The organism is Christiangramia aquimixticola, assembly GCF_048285835.1.
GTDB lineage: Bacteria > Bacteroidota > Bacteroidia > Flavobacteriales > Flavobacteriaceae > Christiangramia > Christiangramia aquimixticola.
Genome location: NZ_JBLVTL010000002.1, coordinates 131746 through 148399, shown reverse-complemented (window position 1 = coordinate 148399; position 16654 = coordinate 131746). Strand labels below are relative to the sequence as shown.

Sequence of the window (16654 nt, the reverse complement as noted above, 5' to 3'; positions counted from 1 at the left end):
TTTTTTTTGCTAATAATTAAAAGAATAATCACCCCTTTTATTCGTATAAATTCTTACGAATGAAACATGTATTATTTCTAGTGGCTCTGTTAGTTTTATCAGGGCAGAGTTTCTCACAAAACTATCGTCTTTCCGGTCGTGTGACCAATGAAGGAAAACCTGTGGAAGGTGTTGCGGTTTATGCTGAAAGTGCCGGGAAAGGAGTCCTTACCAGTCCTGATGGTTATTATCAACTTAAGTTAGCGCAGGGTGAGTATTCTATCATATTTTCTTACGGGAATAAAAAAGAATCTCATGTCAACCTGAATTCTGATATGGTTCTTGATATAGACCTAAAAGGCGCGCAGGTGTCTTTAGATGAGGTTTTTCTTTCGGGAGTTCGGGTGACCAACCAATCTCCTATAACCTTTAGTAATCTTTCCAATGAAGAAATAGAAGACCGGAATCTGGGACAGGATATTCCGGTTCTTATGAATTATATGCCAAATGTGGTAACAACTACCGATGCCGGAAATGGTATTGGGTATACCGGATTAAGAGTACGCGGTAGTGATGCCACGAGAGTGAATGTGACCATAAATGGAATTCCATATAACGATGCCGAAAGTCAGGGTAGTTTCTGGGTAAATCTTGGTGATTTTGCATCTTCTGTAGAAAATCTTCAGTTGCAGCGGGGCGTGGGAACTTCTACAAATGGTGCCGGTGCTTTTGGAGCAAGTTTGAATATTATGACTGATGCCTATAAGGAAGATGCCGGAGGTGAGATTACCAATAGTATTGGATCTTATAAAACTTTTAAGCATACGGTGAAATTCAGCACCGGTTTAATAAACGATCATTTTTCTTTCGCCGGGAGAGCGTCAAAAATTAAAAGTGACGGATATATTGACAGAGCTTCCAGCGACCTTAAATCCTATTTTTTACAGGGTGCTTTTGTTGATGATAATACGCTTATCAAGGCTTTGGCCTTTGGCGGAAACGAAAGAACCTATCAGGCCTGGTATGGGATTGATAAGGCAACCCTTGAAAATGATCGCACCTTTAATCCTGCAGGAATGTATACATCAAATGATGGTGAGATAAAGTATTATGACGGACAAACAGATAATTATAAACAGGATCACTACCAATTGATGTGGAATCAGGACTTCGATTCTCAATGGTCGGGAAATTTGGCTCTACACTATACTTATGGCCGGGGCTATTATGAAGAATTTGAAGAAGATGCCAGCCTTCAGGAATTTGGACTTGAACCTTTCATGTATCTGGAGGAACAAGTAAATACTTCAGATCTGGTGGGAACAAAATGGCTGGACAATCATTTTTACGGGACGGTCTTCAGTATAAATTATGATACCAGTAAATTGAATTTAAGTCTTGGTGGTGGCTGGAATAGATATGATGGAGACCATTTTGGCGAGGTGATCTATACCAGATTTGCAATGAATAAAGAGCCTTATGAGCCCTATTATTTCAATAAGGCCACCAAAACCGATTTTAATATTTATGCCAAAGCCAATTTTGCAATAAGTGAAGAACTTGCGGGTTATGCAGATGTTCAGCTTAGAACGATAAATTACGATACTAACGGAGTACTGGCAGATCAGACTCAATTTTTAAATAATGATAATTTTTCGTTTTTCAATCCCAAGGCGGGATTAACCTATCAGCTTAATCCGTTTAATCAGTTTTATCTTTCTTATGCCCGAGCTCACAGAGAGCCGAGTAGAAGTGATTATGAAAATGGGGATCCGCAACCCGAAGAACTTAACGACTTTGAGCTGGGATGGAGACACGACAGTAAAAAAATAAGGCTGAATACGAACTTATATTATATGGGTTATGAGAATCAGCTGGTGCTTACCGGAGGAATAGATGAAGTAGGTGCGTTTGTTCGGGAAAACAGTGGAAAAAGTTATCGTGTGGGGCTGGAGATAGATGCAACAGTTAGTTTGTCCAATAAACTTAGCATTAGACCTAATCTGGCTATAAGCAGTAATAAAAATGTAGATTTTGTCTCCGGGTTTAACGGGGAACCGGTTAATTATGGGAAAACAGATATTTCCTATTCTCCGGAAATTGTAGCAGGTAACATAATAGCATACCGGCCCTTTAAAGGACTTGAAGTGAATTTGTTATCCAAGTATGTAGGGGAGCAATTTATGAGCAATGTAGAGGCTGAAAACTCTAAACTGGAGGCATACTTTATCAATGATCTTAATGTGCAGTATACATGGAAGCAAGCATGGTTGTTTCGGGAAGTGGTACTAACCGCATTGGTAAATAATATTTTTGGAACCGAGTATGTATCCAACGGCTATTATTATACTTACGACATTCCAAACCAAAATTTCCCCGGCGGGATGGAAACTTTTGATGGCGCAGGCTATTATCCCCAGGCAACCACTAACTTTTTAGCAGGCCTAAGCTTGAAGTTTTAAAATACTTTTTTTAGAATGCCTCCGGGTTTGTTAACCTGGAGGTGTTTAGTTATAGATAAGCAGGGAATTACCAGATCTTTCCACGCGGTAGGGTTTCATGGGGAAAGTTCCCTCACCTTCAGATTGCTGCCCGGTAATGACATTGTATGTATTAATGTCACATTCGCAACTTGCCATAACACCGTTTACCCGCATGGCGGAGCAACTGCTTGGTGGGTGATTTGGATCGCTTAATTCAAAGGCCACAAACTGGTCGTTATTGATATTATAGATCACAACTCCCTTTACGCCATAATTATAAGTGGCATAAGAATTTCCCGGAAACTGAAGATCGCTATATTCCGGAAGACTCAGGTTTATCTGAAACCTGAAATTAAGGTCCGGAAGGTTTGGATTTCGGTTAAAATTATCGTCCGAGCCGGAACAGGCATTCAGTAGAAATATCAGGCTAAAAACACTGAAGATTTTTTTCATAAGTGGTAGAATTCCAACGAAAATAATATAATTGTTCTGAAAGATTAAATTTCTTACATTTGTTTAAAGGAATCCCATTAAATATGGGATTTTTTTAGTTAATGATGCAATAGTTTAAAACCCGGAAAGCTAAAACTTTGTAGATCCGGGCAATCCCGCATCCTGGGATTCAACTTAATTAATAGATCATTATAAGGTATTTTTTCCGGTTAGGGAAGGTTTCCCAAAACCGCGAATTATTTAAACGAAAAAGTTATGAGCAAAGTATCTTATTATACCCCTGAAGGGTTAAAAAAGCTTAAAGATGAACTTAATCATCTTAAAGATGTAGAAAGACCAAAAGCTTCACAGGCAATTGCTGAAGCACGAGATAAAGGAGATTTGAGTGAAAATGCCGAATATGATGCTGCCAAGGAAGCTCAGGGGCTGTTGGAATTAAAGATCTCTAAACTGGAAGAAGTGGTGGCAAACGCCAGAGTTATAGATGAGTCTCAGTTAGACACGTCAAAAGTACTGGTGCATTCTCATGTGAAGATCAAGAACATGAATAATGGTGCCGAAATGACCTACAAACTAGTAGCGCAAAGTGAAGCCGATTTAAAAACCGGTAAAATCTCAGTTGATTCTCCTATTGGAAAAGGACTGCTGGGGAAAAAGGTTGGTGATACCGCAGAGATTGAAGTTCCTAATGGAACCGTGAAATTTGAAGTTATAGAGATCTGGAGGGAATAAAATTCTCCATTCAGTTTATATTTAATCCTTTTCTTTTATCCGGAATTCCCGATTTGAGAAAAGGATTTTTTAATTTTATTACAAACTATCAGTTATGTCAACATTGTTTACCAAAATAGTAAAAGGCGAGGTTCCGGCTTATAAGGTGGCCGAAAACAGTCAGTTTCTTGCTTTTCTTGATATCAGGCCAAATGTGAAAGGTCACACCCTGTGTATTCCTAAAAAGGAAGTAGATAAGATCTGGGATCTGGAAGAAGATGTATACCAGGAGCTAATGCGATTTTCACGAAGGGTTTCCATAGCCCTTGAAAAAACGGTTTCCTGTAAACGAATCGGGATGGCCGTGGTTGGGCTGGAAGTACCTCATACTCATGTTCATTTAATCCCATTAAACTCCATGAAGGATATGGATTTTTCTAATCATTATGAAATGACTGACGAGGAGTTTAAAAGTCTTGCAGAAGCAATTCAGGCAAATGTTGAATTGTGAATCATTCCGACTATAAATTAAGTTTGGATTTAAGGATAGACTGGAGTGATCTGGACATGTATGAACATGTAAACAACCTCACCTTTATGAGGTTTTTACAAAGCGGCCGGGTAAATTTCTGGGAAGCCACGGGGATACATGAATACTTCAAAAATTCAAGAAAAGGAACCATGCTGGTTTCCTCTCATTGTGATTTTAAAAACTCACTTTACTATCCTGGCACGGCAACCGTAAAAACCAAACTGGCTGAAACAGGCAATTCCAGCTTTGCTTTAAAACATATCATTCTTAATGATAAGGAAGAAATTTGTGCCGAAGGGAAAGATGTGGTTGTATGCTATGATTTTGAAAATAAAACCACCTTCAGGATCCCGGACTGGTTGCGGGAAACAATATCAAAATATTAGACTTTACTCAAGCTAATTTGAAAAGTTGTGCCTTTGTTCAGTTCACTGCGGGCAACTTTAATCTTTCCACGGTGGTACTCCTCAATTATTCTTTTTGCCAGTGATAAACCAAGACCCCAGCCACGTTTTTTAGTGGTATGTCCGGGTTCAAAGATCACTTTGAATTTATTCTTATCGATCCCCTTCCCGGTATCGGTTATAAAAATATGCGCTTGTTTTGAATCCTGTTTAATTTCAAGCAGGAGTTCTCCCTTCCCTCGCATGGCATCTATGGCATTTTTCACCAGGTTTTCAATGGTCCAGCTATAAAGCTGTTCATTCAGCATAACCCTGATGGGTTGATTGGGAGTAACAATGCTAAATTCGATGAGGTTAGAACTTCTAAGCTTTAAATAATCATAACTTTCTCTGGTGGCCTCTACAATATCTGTGGTTTTGAGATTTGGGGAAGAACCAATTTTCGAAAATCTTTCAGTAATAGTCCTTAACCTATCAATATCCTTTTCCATTTCGGCCACATACGAAGGGTCGACATCTTCAGTTTTAAGAATTTCAGTCCAGCCAATAAGGGAGCTTAAAGGTGTTCCAATTTGATGAGCTGTTTCTTTTGCCATTCCGGCCCACAGCTTATTCTGCTCACTGTTTTTGGTAGTAGTATAAAAGAAATATACCACCCCAATAAAAAGGAAGCCTATAAGAGTAAGGCCTATAGGATAGTATTTTAACTTGGTAAGTACCGGTGAATTGCCGTAATATAAATATTGGATCTGGCCTTCGCCAAGGTCTACCGGGATTGGCTCGTTCTCATATTTAAGGTCATCCAGATATTCCTGTAATTTTTCAGGATCCTCCAGAATTACCGGGTCAATATTAGTGGTAAAGGCAATTTCGCCATCTTCATTGGTGTGAATAATGGGGATGGAGGTATTATTATTAAGGATCTCAAGAATAAGGCTAAGATCTGCATCTTCCGGCGCACTGCTTAGTTCTTCCTGTGCCTTCGCCCATATATTCATCTTGGCTCTTTCATCTTCTTTAAGCCTTTGAAAAAAGATACTGGTATTCCAAAGTACAAGAACCGTTACTGCAAGACAGGAGATAATGATAAACCAGCGATTAAAGCTGCGTTCGTCGGGTAGATTCATGTATTATTCTCACATTTAGTAAAATAAATATAAGCGTTTTAAAACGATTTTTATTGTACGGCATTACTTTTCATTCCCTCTGTGATTCTTTATCTTTGGCAAAAATTATTCTATGTTCAGTTTCGAGCCCAAAGACTTCACTGTAGGGAAATTGCATCAATATCTTCTTGGGGCTGTAGGTCCAAGGCCTATTGCCTTTGCGAGTACTATAGATGAAGATGGAAATCCTAATTTGTCTCCTTTCAGTTTTTTTAATGTATTTGGAGCAAATCCACCGGTGCTAATTTTTTCTCCGGCGAGAAGAGGGAGAGACAATACTACCAAGCATACTTTTGAAAATGCCAAAAAGGTAGACGAGGTGGTGATCAATATCGTGAATTATGATATCGTTCAGCAAATGTCACTTTCCAGTACAGAATATGCTGAAGGGGTAAACGAATTTGAGAAGTCGGGATTGACCATGCTAAAGTCTGATCTGGTAAAACCTTTCCGCGTAGCAGAATCACCGGTGCAGATGGAATGTAAGATCAAGGAAATCATTGAAACAGGAACCGAAGGTGGCGCCGGGAATCTTGTAATTTGCCATGTGGTAAAAATGCATATCAAAGAAGAAATTCTTGATGAAAACGGTTATATTGATCAGCATAAAATTGACCAGGTAGCAAGAATGGGCGGGAACTGGTACACCCGGGCAATTTCCGGGATGTTTGAAGTCCCTAAGCCTCTTTCCACTCTTGGAATAGGAGTTGATGCTATGCCGGCTAATGTGAAAAACAGCAGCATACTTACGGGGAACGATCTTGGGAAACTGGGCAATGTAGAATCGCTTCCTGAAAATGGGAGTATCGAGGAATTTTTAAAGAATAATCCGGAGGATGCCGATCTCGTAAAAACCGGCGATACAGAAAAAATTCATAAAAAGGCACAGCTTTATCTTGAAGAAGACAAACCTGAAGATGCCTGGAAATTATTATTAGCAAATTAAGGATACAATGGAAGTACAGGGAAAAATTAAGCTTATTGGCGACACAAAATCATTCGGAAGCAATGGTTTTCAAAAAAGAGAAATGGTGGTAACTACAGAGGAGCAATATCCTCAACATATCATGATCGAATTCGTTCAGGATAAATGTAGTTTACTGGATGCCTTTCAGGTAGGTCAGCCGGTAAAGGTAGGGATCAACCTAAGAGGTCGTGAGTGGGTAAGCCCTCAGGGTGAAACAAAATATTTCAACTCTGTACAGGGTTGGAGAATAGAAAATCTTGCAGCTCAGCAGCCTTCAGGAGGTGGAAATGTACCACCGCCAGATCAATTTGAGCCAGCCAGTGATCTAAACGAAGAGGATTACGATGATCTTCCTTTCTAAGATCTGAGATAAAAGATTAAAAGTCCGGTGAATTTTTTTCCGGACTTTTTTATTTTCAGGATATAAAACGAATGCTTTGTATTTAATAAGTCCACATGAAGAACTTCCTCCGGTAAGCTATGCGAACAGCGATGGCTTATTGGCAGTAGGTAATGACCTTAGTCCGCAAAGGTTAAAGGAGGCCTATTATAAAGGCATATTTCCATGGTATAGTGAGGGGCAGCCGGTACTCTGGTGGTCTCCGGATCCCAGAATGGTGCTATTTCCCGAAAATCTTAAGATCGCTAAAAGCATGCGGCCTTATTTAAATCAGGAAAAATTCGGAGTCACCTACAATCAGGAATTTGAAAAGGTGCTGGAAAACTGCGGAAAGGTGGATCGAAAAGGCCAGGACGGTACCTGGATCACCGATGATATTAAGAAGAATTATCTTGAATTGCATAAGCTGGGTTTGGCAATTTCAGCTGAAGTATGGAAGGAAGATACGTTGGTAGGTGGTTTATACGGAATCTATTTAAAAGATAAGAATGTGTTCTGCGGGGAAAGCATGTTTTCTAAGCTAAGCAATGCCTCCAAATTCGGATTTATTAAGCTGGTGCAAAAACTGGAAACGGAAGGTGTAAAATTGATCGATTGCCAGATTTATACCAGTCATCTTGAAAGTCTGGGCGCCGAAGAGATTCCAAGAGAGGAATTTTTGAAATATCTTAAATAGAAATATTTTTAGCCAGTGCTCTGACTTCAGAATGTCTAAAGCAATCGGTTTCATGGTCGTTTACCATTCCTGTTGCCTGCATGTGAGCGTATATAACTGTGGAGCCTACAAACTTAAAGCCGCGCTTTTTAAGGTCTTTACTCAGCTCATCACTTATTTTGGTTGTGGGCGGTGCTTTCTTATAATCTTCCACCTCATTCTGGATTTGACTGTTATCCACAAAATTCCAGATATACTTACAAAAACTGCCAAATTCCTCCTGAATTTTCATGAATTCCCGGGCATTGGTAATGGTAGCCCTAATCTTTAATTGATTCCTGATAATGCCAGCATTTTGCATGAGCTTCTGTACTTTTTCTTCATTATAGGAAGCGATCTTTTTATAATCAAAATCGTCAAAAGCAGCTCTGAAATTTTCCCGTTTCCTAAGAATGGTGATCCAGCTTAAACCCGCCTGAAAGGTTTCCAGAATAAGGAACTCGAACATGGTGTCATCATCCAAAACCGGAACTCCCCACTCCTCATCATGGTAAGCTTCATATAAAGCATCACCTTCACACCAGCCACAACGTTTTTTTTTGCTCATTTATCAGGATTTAAAATAGTAAGTTATAGTGCCGGGTTGCCCATTCTTCCCGGCCAGTTTGGTGAATCTCGCATCTGCTGCATATTGTAATGCTCGTTCGGTAAGGCATTCGTTGGTAGAGGTGGAACTTCCTTTATTTATGGATACATCAGTTACAAATCCAGATTCATCTACGGTAATATTAATTACGACCTTTCCGGCAGTATCACAGGTATATACTGGATTAGGGATTTTAACTGCTCTTCTTCCTTTAAGGGAAAAGGAAATAGAACTATGGTCGTAAATCGCCGATTTTTGGGAAGATTCATAATTGGAATTATCTCCATCAGATCTGGTTTGTTTTTTCTCTGAATTCTTTTTGTTTACTGAAAAACTACCCTGGTTACCATTGGTTTCTGAATTCTCCTTTTCTTCAGCTTTAGCACTGTTCTTCTCAAATATTTCCTCCAGTTTGCTTTTAAAATCGGCTTCCCGGGCTTCCTTATCCTGATTGAAAGCCTGATGGGTTTCTACCTTTCGAGACTGCCTGGGGGTATTTTCTTCTTTTGGTGGTTCTTCCTTTTTTTCTTCAACTTTAAACTGCTGCAGGTCTATCAGCATTTCGGCTGTAGCTTTATTATTTGAGGCAAGGTTAAAATTATATAATGCAAGCAGGAGGACCGCAAATAAAAGCGAGGTGATAATAAGCGCCTTATGACGGTCGAAAAAATCCATGTTTACAGGTTGAGCTGAAGTTTAATTATTCTCCAGTGAAGGTAGTAATTTTTCGAAAGATTCGATATCCATGGCATTATCAACCCGGTATTCACCAATCCCCGTTCTGCGAAGTTTGGTTAGATGTGCTCCACTTTTAAGTTCCTGACCAAATTCATGCGCCAGGCTTCGAATATATGTTCCCTTACTGCATACCACCCTAAAGTCAATTTCAGGGAAGTTGGTGGGATCGATCTCAAATTCGGGGATATTAACCTTTCTTTTCTTTATTTCAACTTCAGTTCCTTCCCGGGCATATTCATAAAGTCTTTTTCCGTCTTTTTTTAATGCCGAAAAAACCGGAGGGGTCTGTTCAATTTCTCCTGTAAACTTTTTTACCGTTTCGTGAAGAAGGTCTTCAGTAATATGGTCTATAGGAAACTCCTGGTCGATCCCGGTTTCAAGATCAAATGAAGGAGTGGTAGCGCCAAGTTTAATGGTGCCTGTGTATTCCTTGATCTGCCCCTGAAGTTCAGGTATGGTTTTGGTGAACTTACCTGTGCAAATAATAAGTAGGCCGGTGGCAAGAGGATCCAGGGTTCCTGCATGTCCAACCTTGATCTTTTTGATCTTACAGCTTTTTCGAATCAGCCACCTTACTTTATTGACCAACTGAAAAGAGGTCCAGTTCAATGGTTTGTCAAATAGGAGTACCTGTCCTGTTTTAAATTCTTCTAAAGTATATTCCTTACTGCGCATATCCAAAGGTAATGGCTGCAAGTCCTACCACAAAACAATAGATGGCGAACCATGATAATTTACTCTTTTTAACCAGGGAAATCATCCAGGTGCAGGCAACAAGACCGGCAATAAATGCAGCTATAAAGCCAACTGCCAGAATAGAAAATTCAGTAGAGCTTTCCATCAAATCTCCACTCATAAGATCTTTAGCGATCTTTCCAAAAATTAAAGGGACCACCATTAGAAAAGAAAATCTGGCCGCTTTGGTTTTATCGTTTCCAAGTAAAACAGAGGTTGAAATAGTTGCGCCACTTCGGGAAATTCCCGGAAGCATGGCGATCGCCTGGGAAACTCCAATTACAAAGGCATTTGAATAACTTACTTTTTTCCCGGTGTCTTTAGCTTTATCTGCAAGCCATAAAAGCAGAGCGGTGATCAAAAGCATGAATCCAACAAAAAGGATGTTTCCGCCAAAAAGTGCTTCTAACTGTTCTTCAAACAAGAGTCCAACAATTACCGCCGGAATCATGGAAACTATAATTTTTAAAGAGAACTGAGTTTCTTCGTTCCACTCAAATTTGAATAAACCTCCAATGATCTCAAATACATCTTTTCTAAATACCACCAGGGTGCTTAAAGCAGTTGCAAAATGCAGAACCACGGTAAATAATAAAGATTCTTCCGGAAGGCTGGTGTCACCTAAAATTGCTTTTCCAAGTTCCAGGTGCCCGCTGGAAGAAACGGGTAAAAATTCGGTAAGCCCCTGAATAATTCCAAGGATTACAGCGTCTATTACGTCCAAAGTTTTTATTTTTTATTGGGATTCAACAAGATGGCATATACTTCTATAGCGAAGCCTATCAATACCAGAGCAGGGGCAAGTCGTATCCTGCGAAAATTGTAGATAGCATCGTTAAATTCGTTGGGGTCTTCACTTCCACCGCCAGACATAAGGATAAAACCTAATGCAATTACGGCGATCCCAATGAACATATAGGTATAGTTCTTTTTTCCGAATACAAATCCGGTGTTGAAACTCCCTTTTATTTTTTGATCATCTTTCATAAATACAATTTAGAGGATAAAGAAAATTATTTAAACTTCAGGCTTTTAATAATAAAGCTCGTCTGTTTTTAAATTCAGGAAGCGTGAGGTTGCAAAAAATGTGCTAAGCCAGGTGATAATGATTCCCAGCAGGAAAATCCCCGAAAACAGGATCGCAAGCATTTTCACATCTCCCAATAGATCAAGTTCAGTAAAACTGTTGTTTAGATAATAGAGCACGGCGGCCATCCCAATCATCGCCAGGATCGCACCAATAAGCCCCAGTTTTACGCTTTGCCAGATAAACGGCCTTCTTATAAAACCTTTAGTGGCGCCCACCATTTGCATGGTCTTAATGATGAATCTTTTGGAATAAACTGCAAGTCTTATACTGCTGTTAATCAAAAGCACGGCTATAAATGTAAATACCCCGCTGGCGATCAATACCCAGAAACTTATCTTCTTTACATTGTCGTTCAATAATGCAATTAGCGGTTTGTCATAAACCACTTCATCCACAAAATTTTTGGCGATAAGATCTGCTGCGATCTTGTCGACCTGTTCAGAAGAAACGTAATCTGCATTCATGTATACATCAATGGAGTTCTGTAAAGGGTTGTAGCCTAAGAATTCCATAAAATCCTCTCCAATTTCCTCGCTGTGAGCTTCAGCAGCCTCCTCTTTGGAAACATAGGTTGTGGATTTGGTATATTCAGCCATGGCCAGGCTTTTTTTAAGCTGCTCGATTTCTACCTCCTTGGCATTATCTTTCAAATAAACCGTTAAAGCGATCTGTTCCTTAAAGTGATCAGCAACTTTTTTAGTGTTTAAAACAAGAAGCCCCAGCATTCCTAAGAGGAATAGAACCAGGGAAATACTGATGACTACTGAAAAATATGAAGATATAAGTCGGCGTTTTTGATACCTTTCAAAAGATGTGGTCATAGAGTGACTTCAGATTTTTTGTAAAAATAAGAAAGTTCAGCTTTCTCAATCTTTAAAACGTTTAAACTTTTAAAAATATTGGGAATGATCGTTTTTTCCTTTTTGGTCTTACGGAGTGGAGCCTAAGTGTGATTCTTTCGTGCATTATTTCGGCTCCCCTCAATGTGAATAAGGTTATATAAATCGAAGTCATTTCGAACAAAGAGCGAAATCTTATATATAGATGAGATTTCTCAGTCGTTTCACTCCTTCGAAATGACTTGAAGTTTGTCATTCCGGGCAAAATCAAGGAATCACTTTTTGTTGCCTAAATTAGCTAAAAATCGAACTATGGAGATATTGGTGTATGGAGCCGGTGGTGTGGGAGGATATTTTGGAGCAAAACTGACTCATGCTGGTTTTGATGTAAGTATGATCGCCAGAGGTGAACATTTAAAAGCCATCCGGGAAAATGGTCTCGAGATAGAAAGTATAAATGGTAATCTAAAGGCTTATCCCAAAGTAGTTTCTTCGAATATTACAGATGTACCAAAACCGGCCCTTGTAATTCTGGGAATTAAATCCTGGCAAATCCCTTCAGTAGCTGAAGAATTAAAACCTTTTTTAAAGGAGAATACAATGGTCTTGCCATTGCAGAATGGAGCTGACAACTATGACAAATTAATAAAAGTGCTTCCGGCAAAGAATGTACTGGCGGGCTTGTGTTTTATTGTAAGTTATTTAAAAGCTCCTGGGAAAATTAAGCATGCGGCTTTTGATCCCATGATAACTTTTGGGGAAGGTGATAATTTAAAAACTGAAAGGCTGCTGGGTATTAAAGCGGCCTTCGATAAAGCGAATATTTCAAGCAAAATTCCGGAGAATATTCAGCTGGAGATCTGGAAGAAATTTTTATTTATTACAACAGTAAGCGGGATTGGCGGTTTAACCAGGGTGTCCATAGATAAGATTCGTGAAAGTGATTTTCTTAACGAAACCATGAAAAAAACAGCGGAGGAAATTATAGCAGTAGCGCAAGCGAAGGGAATTCCTCTTAACAGGGAACATCTTCAGCTTACTTTTGAGACTATCAATTCTCAACCTCCGGGAACCACCGCTTCCACGCAGAGGGATATCATGGAAGGGAAACCTTCAGAGCTTGAGAATTTCAATGGCTATATCGTGAAAGAAGGCGAAAAACTTGGAGTAGCCACCCCGGTAAACAGGTTTATTTACGAGTGCCTGAAACCCATGGAGGAAGAGTCCCGAAAAAGGAATCAATAGAAACATCAATACCCCGGCAAAAGTCCTTTAAAATTGTATTTTTGCAGGCACTTAGTAATTAAGGTTCTGCGAGTGCAGAGAAGCAGTCTTTTATGTAATAATAGATTGCTTTATTATTTTATTTCTCGCTAAGCCGCATATGAAAACTGGATAATACCAAGAAAGAAGATGAGTTACCACTTTAATAAGATCGAAGAAAAATGGCAGAAATACTGGGCAAAGAACCAGACCTTTAAAGCTGCCAATGATTCTGATAAGCCTAAATATTATGTTTTGGATATGTTTCCTTACCCATCCGGGGCGGGACTTCATGTGGGGCATCCTCTGGGGTATATCGCCAGTGATATCTATGCCCGTTATAAAAGACATAAGGGATTTAATGTCCTGCATCCGCAGGGGTACGATAGTTTTGGACTTCCGGCAGAGCAGTACGCGATCCAAACAGGGCAGCACCCCGCGGTAACTACAGAGAATAATATTGCACGATATCGTGAGCAACTGGATAAAATTGGTTTTTCTTTTGACTGGAGCCGCGAGGTGAGAACCAGTGAGCCAGATTATTATAAATGGACTCAATGGATATTCATTCAGCTTTTTGAGAGCTGGTATGATATGGAAGCCGATAAATCAAGACCAATTTCTGAACTTGAGGAAATATTTTCTTCGGAAGGGAATTCAAGAGTGATGGCCGCTTGTGATGAAGATGTGGAGGATTTAACAGCTGCAGAATGGAAGGCTTTTTCGCAGGAAGAAAAGGAACGCATTCTTTTAAAATACAGGCTTACCTACCTTGCTGAAGCTGAGGTGAACTGGTGTCCTCAGTTAGGAACCGTATTGGCTAATGATGAGATAGTAAACGGAGTTTCTGAGCGTGGAGGATATCCGGTTATCCGAAAAAAGATGACTCAGTGGAGTATGCGAATTTCTGCATTTGCAGAAAGGCTGCTTCAGGATCTTGATAAGATCAACTGGACAGAAAGTTTAAAAGAAAGTCAGCGTAACTGGATTGGGAAATCTGTTGGGGCGCATGTTGATTTTAATGTAAAAGATCACGAATATAAAATTGGTGTTTTCACCACCAGACCTGATACTATTTTTGGGGTGAGTTTTGTAACTCTTGCTCCGGAACATGATCTGGTTCAAAAAATTACTACTGCCGAGCATAAGGAAGAAGTCGAGGCTTATATTCAGGCTAGTGCGAAAAGAAGTGAGCGTGAGCGAATGGCAGATGTTAAAACCATCACCGGAGTTTTCACGGGAGCTTATGCTGAACATCCTTTTACCGGGGAACCTGTGCCAATCTGGATAGGTGACTATGTGCTTGCAGGTTATGGAACCGGAGCGGTAATGGCTGTGCCATGTGGAGATCAGCGCGATTACGATTTCGCCCGTCATTTTGAATTGCCAATCCCCAATATCTTTGAAAATGTAGATATCTCTCAGGAGGCATTTTCGGGGAAAGAAGGAACAGTAATCGCAAATTCAGATTTTCTAAGCGGACTGGAATATAAAGAAGCGCTTAATAAAGTAATTCTGGAGTTAGAGAAAACAGGGGCCGGATACGGAAAAACCAATTACAGATTAAGAGATGCTGTTTTTAGCCGACAGAGATATTGGGGAGAGCCATTTCCAGTTTATTATGTGGATGGCTTGCCAAAAATGATCGAAAAAGAGCATCTGCCTTTAAGATTACCTGAAGTTGAAAAATATTTGCCTACAGAAACCGGGGAGCCTCCATTAGGAAATGCTTCTGAATGGGCCTGGGATACTACAAATAATAAAGTTGTGGTAAATTCTGAAATCGATCATAAAACCGTATTTCCTCTGGAGTTGAATACCATGCCGGGTTGGGCCGGAAGTAGTTGGTATTTGTTCAGATATATGGATGCCCGGAATACTGACAGATTTGTTTCTGAGGAAGCACAAAAATACTGGGAGAATGTAGACTTGTATATTGGAGGTAGTGAACATGCTACCGGTCACTTGCTGTATTCAAGATTCTGGACCAAATTTTTGCATGACCGTGGCTGGTTAAGCGTGGAAGAGCCTTTTAAAAAGCTTATCAATCAGGGGATGATTCTTGGAACCAGTGCTTTTGTTTACAGGCTTGAAGGAGAAAATGTATTTGTTTCCAAGAATCAGATCAAAGGGAATAATGTGCAGCCAATTCACGCCGATGTTTCTTTGGTAAATGCTTCAGATGAATTGGATATAGAAGGTTTCAAAAACTGGAGACCTGAATTTGCCGATGCTAAATTCATAACTGAAGACGGGAAGTACATCGTTGGGCGTGAAGTAGAGAAAATGTCCAAGTCCAAATACAATGTGGTGAATCCAGATGAGATATGCCAGGATTACGGAGCAGATACTCTAAGAATGTATGAAATGTTCCTTGGGCCGCTTGAACAGGCCAAACCATGGAACACAGCGGGTATTACAGGAGTGCATAATTTCCTGAAAAAGCTATGGAAACTATATCATAATGGAGAGGAATTTTCTGTTTCAAATGACAAGCCTTCAGCCGATTCTCTTAAAACACTGCATAAGACTATTAAAAAGGTGACAGAAGATATTGAAGATTTCAGTTTCAACACTTCGGTTTCTACTTTTATGATATGTGTAAATGAGTTGACTGCTCAAAAATGTAATAGCAGAGAGATCCTGGAGCCACTGGCTGTTTTAATTGCACCTTATGCTCCGCATATCGCGGAAGAATTGTGGGAAAAGCTCGGGAATTCAGGATCAATTACTACTGCTGCTTATCCTCAATTTGAAGAAAAGTATTTAGTTGAAAGCATGAAGAATTATCCAATCTCATTTAATGGTAAAATGAGGTTTACAATGGAGTTGCCATTGGATATGAGTAAAGATGAGATCGAGAAAACTGTTTTGGGAGACGAGCGCACTCAGCAACAACTGGATGGGAGAACACCTAAAAAGGTGATCGTGGTTCCAGGGAAGATCGTAAACATTGTAGGTTAATAAAATAACCGTATAAATAACAAAGCCGCTTTCTATTGGAATCGGTTTTTTATTTTAAAAAGAATGGGATTTAGTTAAGGTAGAGGTCAACCAGACCTTCAGGAGTAATAACCTTAATAAGCTTGTTCTTCTTATCCAGTTTTTGAATGAACTCATCATTCATTGGGATAAGGATCTGTTTTCCGTCTTTGTCGATCTCAAATAAGGCCTGAGATGTAGTATCGTTAATGGAAACGATTTTACCAATATTCCCATGTTCCGCATCGATAACATCAAAACCAATGATCTCGTGGAAATAGAATTTGTCCTCAGGTAATTCCGGAAGCATGGTGAGTGGAAGATATACATCTGTTCCAACCATATCTTCAGCATCTTCCTCGGTATCTATATCTTCAAATTTAGCGCGAAGCAGGGTACTTTTGTGCAGGTAAGAGCGCTCAATAAAAAATGGAACCAGATTCTCGTTGTATTCAACGAGTACTGATTCCATTTCTGTGTAAGTTTCGGGTTCATCGGTGTCCAGTTTAATGAGCACTTCTCCCTTAAAGCTAAATTTGCCTACGATTCTTCCCAAATAGAAGCATTCTTCCTTTGTCATCGCAAGCAGTTTTTTTAAGCTTCTTTTGTGT

18 protein-coding genes are annotated in these 16654 nt (G+C 39.7%); 9 read left to right on the top strand and 9 right to left on the bottom strand.

Annotation, left to right across the window (positions count from 1 at the left end; all coding sequences use genetic code 11):
* Positions 1-59 precede the first annotated feature (59 nt).
* Positions 60-2441, top strand: a complete 2382-nt coding sequence (locus tag ACNKXV_RS04275) for a TonB-dependent receptor (protein WP_417906462.1) — start codon at positions 60-62, stop codon at positions 2439-2441.
* Between the two features lie 45 nt (positions 2442-2486).
* On the opposite strand, the gene ACNKXV_RS04270 is transcribed toward ACNKXV_RS04275, so the two are convergent.
* On the bottom strand, positions 2487-2915 hold the full coding sequence (locus ACNKXV_RS04270) for a hypothetical protein (RefSeq protein ID WP_417906461.1): 429 nt from the start codon (positions 2913-2915) through the stop codon (positions 2487-2489).
* Positions 2916-3170: 255 nt separating this feature from the next.
* Here ACNKXV_RS04270 and greA point away from each other — a divergent pair, with 255 nt between their 5' ends.
* The 3 genes from greA (at position 3171) to ACNKXV_RS04255 (ending at position 4544) form a co-directional block, all read left to right on the top strand.
* Positions 3171-3647, top strand: a complete 477-nt coding sequence (greA, locus tag ACNKXV_RS04265; RefSeq protein ID WP_417906460.1) for a transcription elongation factor GreA — start codon at positions 3171-3173, stop codon at positions 3645-3647.
* A gap of 94 nt (positions 3648-3741) precedes the next feature.
* Positions 3742-4137, top strand: a complete 396-nt coding sequence (locus ACNKXV_RS04260; RefSeq protein WP_417906459.1) for an HIT family protein — start codon at positions 3742-3744, stop codon at positions 4135-4137.
* Positions 4134-4544: an acyl-CoA thioesterase gene (locus tag ACNKXV_RS04255; protein WP_417906458.1), complete on the top strand. Its 411-nt coding sequence runs from the start codon at positions 4134-4136 to the stop codon at positions 4542-4544. The genes ACNKXV_RS04260 and ACNKXV_RS04255 overlap by 4 nt, the downstream gene beginning before the upstream one ends.
* Here ACNKXV_RS04255 and ACNKXV_RS04250 read toward each other — a convergent pair.
* Positions 4541-5689, bottom strand: coding sequence for a sensor histidine kinase (locus ACNKXV_RS04250; protein WP_417906457.1), 1149 nt, complete (start codon positions 5687-5689; stop codon positions 4541-4543). The two genes, ACNKXV_RS04255 and ACNKXV_RS04250, sit on opposite strands and share 4 nt — an antisense overlap.
* Positions 5690-5801: 112 nt before the next feature.
* Here ACNKXV_RS04250 and ACNKXV_RS04245 point away from each other — a divergent pair, with 112 nt between their 5' ends.
* From ACNKXV_RS04245 to aat, 3 genes are all read left to right on the top strand, one after another.
* Positions 5802-6674, top strand: coding sequence for a flavin reductase family protein (locus ACNKXV_RS04245; protein ID WP_417906456.1), 873 nt, complete (start codon positions 5802-5804; stop codon positions 6672-6674).
* A gap of 7 nt (positions 6675-6681) precedes the next feature.
* The gene (locus ACNKXV_RS04240) at positions 6682-7056 is read left to right on the top strand and encodes a DUF3127 domain-containing protein (protein WP_417906455.1); all 375 of its coding nucleotides are present in this window, start codon (positions 6682-6684) and stop codon (positions 7054-7056) included.
* 76 nt (positions 7057-7132) lie between these two features.
* The gene (aat, locus tag ACNKXV_RS04235; protein WP_417906454.1) at positions 7133-7771 is read left to right on the top strand and encodes a leucyl/phenylalanyl-tRNA--protein transferase; all 639 of its coding nucleotides are present in this window, start codon (positions 7133-7135) and stop codon (positions 7769-7771) included.
* On the opposite strand, the gene ACNKXV_RS04230 is transcribed toward aat, so the two are convergent.
* Genes ACNKXV_RS04230 through ACNKXV_RS04205 form a run of 6 tightly spaced genes read right to left on the bottom strand, consistent with a single transcriptional unit; the run spans position 7764 to position 11780 of the window.
* Positions 7764-8357 carry a DNA-3-methyladenine glycosylase I gene (locus ACNKXV_RS04230; RefSeq protein ID WP_417906453.1) on the bottom strand — a complete coding sequence of 198 codons (594 nt, stop codon included), beginning with the start codon at positions 8355-8357 and terminating at the stop codon, positions 7764-7766. The genes aat and ACNKXV_RS04230 overlap by 8 nt on opposite strands.
* Positions 8358-8360: 3 nt before the next feature.
* Positions 8361-9071 carry a TonB family protein gene (locus ACNKXV_RS04225; RefSeq protein WP_417906452.1) on the bottom strand — a complete coding sequence of 237 codons (711 nt, stop codon included), beginning with the start codon at positions 9069-9071 and terminating at the stop codon, positions 8361-8363.
* 21 nt (positions 9072-9092) lie between these two features.
* On the bottom strand, positions 9093-9809 hold the full coding sequence (gene truB, locus ACNKXV_RS04220; RefSeq protein WP_417906451.1) for a tRNA pseudouridine(55) synthase TruB: 717 nt from the start codon (positions 9807-9809) through the stop codon (positions 9093-9095).
* Positions 9799-10593 (bottom strand): undecaprenyl-diphosphate phosphatase, encoded by a 795-nt coding sequence (locus ACNKXV_RS04215; protein WP_417906450.1) that lies wholly within the window; start codon positions 10591-10593, stop codon positions 9799-9801. Before ACNKXV_RS04215 ends, truB begins: the two co-directional genes overlap by 11 nt.
* 5 nt (positions 10594-10598) lie before the next feature.
* Positions 10599-10856 carry a DUF3098 domain-containing protein gene (locus ACNKXV_RS04210; RefSeq protein ID WP_417906449.1) on the bottom strand — a complete coding sequence of 86 codons (258 nt, stop codon included), beginning with the start codon at positions 10854-10856 and terminating at the stop codon, positions 10599-10601.
* A gap of 45 nt (positions 10857-10901) precedes the next feature.
* A complete protein-coding gene (locus ACNKXV_RS04205) occupies positions 10902-11780 on the bottom strand; it encodes a cell division protein FtsX (RefSeq protein WP_417906448.1) in 879 nt (292 codons plus the stop codon).
* A 330-nt stretch (positions 11781-12110) separates the two neighbouring features.
* Here ACNKXV_RS04205 and ACNKXV_RS04200 point away from each other — a divergent pair, with 330 nt between their 5' ends.
* Both ACNKXV_RS04200 and leuS read left to right on the top strand, forming a co-directional pair.
* Entirely contained in the window at positions 12111-13043 is a 933-nt protein-coding gene (locus ACNKXV_RS04200) for a ketopantoate reductase family protein (protein WP_417906447.1), read from the top strand.
* Positions 13044-13211: 168 nt separating this feature from the next.
* Positions 13212-16025 (top strand): leucine--tRNA ligase, encoded by a 2814-nt coding sequence (gene leuS / locus ACNKXV_RS04195; protein WP_417906446.1) that lies wholly within the window; start codon positions 13212-13214, stop codon positions 16023-16025.
* 70 nt (positions 16026-16095) lie between these two features.
* Here the strand turns inward: leuS and rimM are convergent, their stop codons facing one another.
* The gene (gene rimM, locus ACNKXV_RS04190) at positions 16096-16623 is read right to left on the bottom strand and encodes a ribosome maturation factor RimM (protein ID WP_417906972.1); all 528 of its coding nucleotides are present in this window, start codon (positions 16621-16623) and stop codon (positions 16096-16098) included.
* Between the last annotated feature and the right edge of the window lie 31 nt (positions 16624-16654).

Excerpts from the sequence above, each read along its gene's own strand:
- ACNKXV_RS04245 (WP_417906456.1), top strand. The coding sequence starts at position 5,802 with ATGTTCAGTTTCGAGCCCAAAGACTTCACTGTAGGGAAATTGCATCAA.
- ACNKXV_RS04230 (WP_417906453.1), bottom strand. The coding sequence starts at position 8,357 with ATGAGCAAAAAAAAACGTTGTGGCTGGTGTGAAGGTGATGCTTTATAT.
- ACNKXV_RS04210 (WP_417906449.1), bottom strand. The coding sequence starts at position 10,856 with ATGAAAGATGATCAAAAAATAAAAGGGAGTTTCAACACCGGATTTGTA.
- leuS (WP_417906446.1), top strand. The coding sequence starts at position 13,212 with ATGAGTTACCACTTTAATAAGATCGAAGAAAAATGGCAGAAATACTGG.
- ACNKXV_RS04225 (WP_417906452.1), bottom strand. The coding sequence starts at position 9,071 with ATGGATTTTTTCGACCGTCATAAGGCGCTTATTATCACCTCGCTTTTA.
- ACNKXV_RS04205 (WP_417906448.1), bottom strand. The coding sequence starts at position 11,780 with ATGACCACATCTTTTGAAAGGTATCAAAAACGCCGACTTATATCTTCA.
- ACNKXV_RS04240 (WP_417906455.1), top strand. The coding sequence starts at position 6,682 with ATGGAAGTACAGGGAAAAATTAAGCTTATTGGCGACACAAAATCATTC.
- ACNKXV_RS04275 (WP_417906462.1), top strand. The coding sequence starts at position 60 with ATGAAACATGTATTATTTCTAGTGGCTCTGTTAGTTTTATCAGGGCAG.
- greA (WP_417906460.1), top strand. The coding sequence starts at position 3,171 with ATGAGCAAAGTATCTTATTATACCCCTGAAGGGTTAAAAAAGCTTAAA.
- rimM (WP_417906972.1), bottom strand. The coding sequence starts at position 16,623 with ATGACAAAGGAAGAATGCTTCTATTTGGGAAGAATCGTAGGCAAATTT.
- truB (WP_417906451.1), bottom strand. The coding sequence starts at position 9,809 with ATGCGCAGTAAGGAATATACTTTAGAAGAATTTAAAACAGGACAGGTA.
- ACNKXV_RS04250 (WP_417906457.1), bottom strand. The coding sequence starts at position 5,689 with ATGAATCTACCCGACGAACGCAGCTTTAATCGCTGGTTTATCATTATC.
- ACNKXV_RS04200 (WP_417906447.1), top strand. The coding sequence starts at position 12,111 with ATGGAGATATTGGTGTATGGAGCCGGTGGTGTGGGAGGATATTTTGGA.
- ACNKXV_RS04260 (WP_417906459.1), top strand. The coding sequence starts at position 3,742 with ATGTCAACATTGTTTACCAAAATAGTAAAAGGCGAGGTTCCGGCTTAT.
- ACNKXV_RS04270 (WP_417906461.1), bottom strand. The coding sequence starts at position 2,915 with ATGAAAAAAATCTTCAGTGTTTTTAGCCTGATATTTCTACTGAATGCC.